General features: G+C 49.7%; 2 rRNA genes. Both read right to left on the bottom strand.

The features are described 5' to 3' along the window. Nucleotides 1-51 precede the first annotated feature (51 nt). A 5S ribosomal RNA gene (rrf, locus tag ACO0LF_RS30990) occupies nt 52-164 on the bottom strand. A 241-nt stretch (nt 165-405) separates the two neighbouring features. Then, nucleotides 406-3279, bottom strand: a 23S ribosomal RNA gene (locus tag ACO0LF_RS30985). Between the last annotated feature and the right edge of the window lie 162 nt (nt 3280-3441).

The raw sequence follows: 3441 nt of genomic DNA, 5'->3' as shown, positions 1-3441 counted from the left end.
CAAAAGCAAAACCCCCACTCAATTAAATGAGCGGGGGTCTGCAGAATAAAAGCCTGACGATAACCTACTTTCACACTGGTTGCAGCACTATCATTGGCGCGTAATCGTTTCACGGTCCTGTTCGGGATGGGAAGGGGTGGTACCGATTAGCTATGGTCATCAGGCATAACTTGTTGACTTGTTGTATTGCCGTTGTTTTGGCGGATACAAAAAGTCCAATTCAGAAGAAGTTCAGTAGAGTGTGCGATCTTATTCGCACTAATCAAGTTTTTTGTTACCCCAAGCAAGACCATCGCTTGAGGTAGTGGTTGTGACTGCTGTCGAACTACCTGGCTGTTTCCACAGCTGGCACATTTCGCAAACACTTCACAATACTTGTCGTAGCCTATTACCTGCTAAGGTTATAGGGACAAGCCTTACGGGCAATTAGTACTGGTTAGCTTAATGCATTACTGCACTTCCACACCCAGCCTATCAACGTCCTGGTCTCGAACGACCCTTTAAAGAGATCAAGTCTCTGGGAAGTCTCATCTTAAGGCGAGTTTCCCGCTTAGATGCTTTCAGCGGTTATCTCTTCCGAACATAGCTACTCGGCAATGCCACTGGCGTGACAACCGATACACCAGAGGTTCGTCCACTCCGGTCCTCTCGTACTAGGAGCAGCCCCCTTCAAACTTCCAACGCCCACGGCAGATAGGGACCAAACTGTCTCACGACGTTTTAAACCCAGCTCACGTACCACTTTAAATGGCGAACAGCCATACCCTTGGGACCGGCTACAGCCCCAGGATGTGATGAGCCGACATCGAGGTGCCAAACTCCCCCGTCGATATGAACTCTTGGGAGGAATCAGCCTGTTATCCCCAGAGTACCTTTTATCCGTTGAGCGATGGCCCTTCCATACAGAACCACCGGATCACTATGTCCTACTTTCGTACCTGCTCGACTTGTCAGTCTCGCAGTTAAGCACGCTTATGCCATTGCACTATTAGCACGATGTCCGACCGTACCTAGCGTACCTTCGAACTCCTCCGTTACACTTTGGGAGGAGACCGCCCCAGTCAAACTGCCTACCATGCACTGTCCCCGACCCGGATAACGGGCCAAGGTTAGAACCTCAAATAAACCAGGGTGGTATTTCAAGGATGGCTCCACGCAAACTGGCGTCCACGCTTCAAAGCCTCCCACCTATCCTACACAGATCGATTCAAAGTCCAATGCAAAGCTACAGTAAAGGTTCATGGGGTCTTTCCGTCTAGCCGCGGGTAGATTGCATCATCACAAACATTTCAACTTCGCTGAGTCTCGGGAGGAGACAGTGTGGCCATCGTTACGCCATTCGTGCAGGTCGGAACTTACCCGACAAGGAATTTCGCTACCTTAGGACCGTTATAGTTACGGCCGCCGTTTACTGGGACTTCAATCAAGAGCTTGCACCCCATCATTTAATCTTCCAGCACCGGGCAGGCGTCACACCCTATACGTCCACTTTCGTGTTTGCAGAGTGCTGTGTTTTTATTAAACAGTCGCAGCCACCAGTTTATTGCAACCCCTTCACCCTTCTGCCGCAGGGCAGTCAAGCTACAAGGGCGTACCTTATCCCGAAGTTACGGTACCAATTTGCCGAGTTCCTTCTCCCGAGTTCTCTCAAGCGCCTTAGAATACTCATCTCGCCCACCTGTGTCGGTTTGCGGTACGGTCTCGTATGACTGAAGCTTAGAGGCTTTTCTTGGAACCACTTCCGATTGCTTCAACACCTAAGTGTCTCGTCTCAACCCCTTGAATTACGCTGCCGGATTTGCCTAACAGCCTTCTCCAGGTTAAAAACCGACTATTCCAACAGTCGGACAACCTTCCGCGATCCGTCCCCCCATCGCATCATACGACGGTGCAGGAATATTAACCTGCTTCCCATCAGCTACGCATCTCTGCCTCGCCTTAGGGGCCGACTCACCCTGCTCCGATGAACGTTGAACAGGAAACCTTGGGCTTACGGCGTGGAGGCTTTTCACCCCCATTATCGCTACTCATGTCAGCATTCGCACTTCTGATACCTCCAGCATCCTTTACAAGACACCTTCGCAGGCTTACAGAACGCTCTCCTACCATATCCTTACGGATATCCGCAGCTTCGGTGTATAGCTTAGCCCCGTTACATCTTCCGCGCAGGACGACTCGATCAGTGAGCTATTACGCTTTCTTTAAAGGGTGGCTGCTTCTAAGCCAACCTCCTGACTGTTTTAGCCTTCCCACTTCGTTTTCCACTTAGCTATACTTTGGGACCTTAGCTGGCGGTCTGGGTTGTTTCCCTCTTGACACCGGACGTTAGCACCCGATGTCTGTCTCCCTTGCTCGCACTCGTCGGTATTCGGAGTTTGCAATGGTTTGGTAAGTCGCGATGACCCCCTAGCCATAACAGTGCTCTACCCCCGACGGTGATACAAGAGGCACTACCTAAATAGTTTTCGGAGAGAACCAGCTATTTCCAAGTTTGTTTAGCCTTTCACCCCTACCCACAGCTCATCCCCTAATTTTTCAACATTAGTGGGTTCGGTCCTCCAGTGCGTGTTACCGCACCTTCAACCTGGCCATGAGTAGATCACTTGGTTTCGGGTCTACACCCAGCGACTGATTCGCCCTATTCGGACTCGATTTCTCTACGGCTTCCCTATGCGGTTAACCTTGCCACTGAATGTAAGTCGCTGACCCATTATACAAAAGGTACGCAGTCACGGATCAAGTCCGCTCCTACTGTTTGTATGCACACGGTTTCAGGTTCTATTTCACTCCCCTCCCGGGGTTCTTTTCGCCTTTCCCTCACGGTACTGGTTCACTATCGGTCGATATCGAGTATTTAGCCTTGGAGGATGGTCCCCCCATGTTCAGACAGGATTTCTCGTGTCCCGCCCTACTTGTCGCAAACTTAGTTCCACACCGATGATTTCATATACGGGGCTATCACCCTCTATGGCCGGACTTTCCATTCCGTTTTATTATCAAAGATGCTAAATCTTGCAGGCTCTTCCCATTTCGCTCGCCACTACTTTGGGAATCTCGGTTGATTTCTTTTCCTGTAGCTACTTAGATGTTTCAGTTCGCCACGTTCGCTTTGCATACCTATGTATTCAGTATGCAATGACCTTACGGCCGGGTTTCCCCATTCGGAAATCTGCGGATCAATGTGTGTTTGCTCACTCCCCGCAGCTTATCGCAAGCTACTACGTCCTTCATCGCCTGATATCGCCAAGGCATCCACCATGTGCACTTAGTCACTTGTCCCTATAACTTTAACTCCTGGTGTCTGCTGCTGAATTGCTTCAACATCAGGTTCATCACCAAGAACCGGTTATAGTTCTTTACTACTTATGAGTATTACTTTAGCGTTTGCCGTATCTCAAGGAATTTGATTTTTTCTAAAACTTGTCTTTCGACAGCTTTTTC

It is taken from the genome of Undibacterium sp. Di27W (genome assembly GCF_049340345.1).
In the GTDB taxonomy this organism is placed as follows: Bacteria; Pseudomonadota; Gammaproteobacteria; order Burkholderiales; family Burkholderiaceae_D; genus Undibacterium.
This window is presented reverse-complemented; position numbering and strand designations above follow the sequence as displayed.